This window comes from Rothia sp. HMSC066H02, from assembly GCF_001814995.1.
Lineage (GTDB): Bacteria > Actinomycetota > Actinomycetes > Actinomycetales > Micrococcaceae > Rothia > Rothia mucilaginosa.
In genome coordinates, this window is record NZ_KV818668.1 from 1 (window position 1) to 439 (window position 439).

Below are 439 nucleotides of genomic sequence, written 5' to 3' on the forward strand. Positions count from 1 at the left end.
CCCGGTAGGCTAGTACTAACCGGTGCCCCGGCACCCCGTTCACGAAAGGAATATCCATGGCTAGCGAATCTTCGTTCGACATCGTCTCCAAGGTCGACAAGCAGGAAGTATCCAACGCCCTGCACCAGGCGCAGAAGGAAATCTCCCAGCGCTACGACTTCCGCGGCGTCGGCGCAGAAATCGACTACTCCGGCGACAAGATCCTCATCAAGGCAAACGCCGAAGAGCGCGCCCTGGCCGTACTGGATGTTTTCCAGTCCAAGCTGGTCAAGCGCGGCATCTCCCTAAAGTCCCTGGACTCCGGCAAGCCCTACGCCTCCGGCAAAGAAACCCGCATCGAATGCTCCATCAAGGAAGGCATCGCGCAGGACCAGGCAAAGAAGATCTCCAAGATGATCCGCGAAGAGGGCCCCAAGGGCGTGAAGGCAACCATCCAGGG

1 protein-coding gene is annotated in these 439 nt (G+C 59.2%); it reads left to right on the forward strand.

Annotated elements, in window-relative coordinates:
• Positions 1-56 precede the first annotated feature (56 nt).
• A partial coding sequence (locus HMPREF2999_RS01865) for a YajQ family nucleotide-binding protein (protein ID WP_070675713.1) occupies positions 57-439 on the forward strand: 383 nt, incomplete at its 3' end.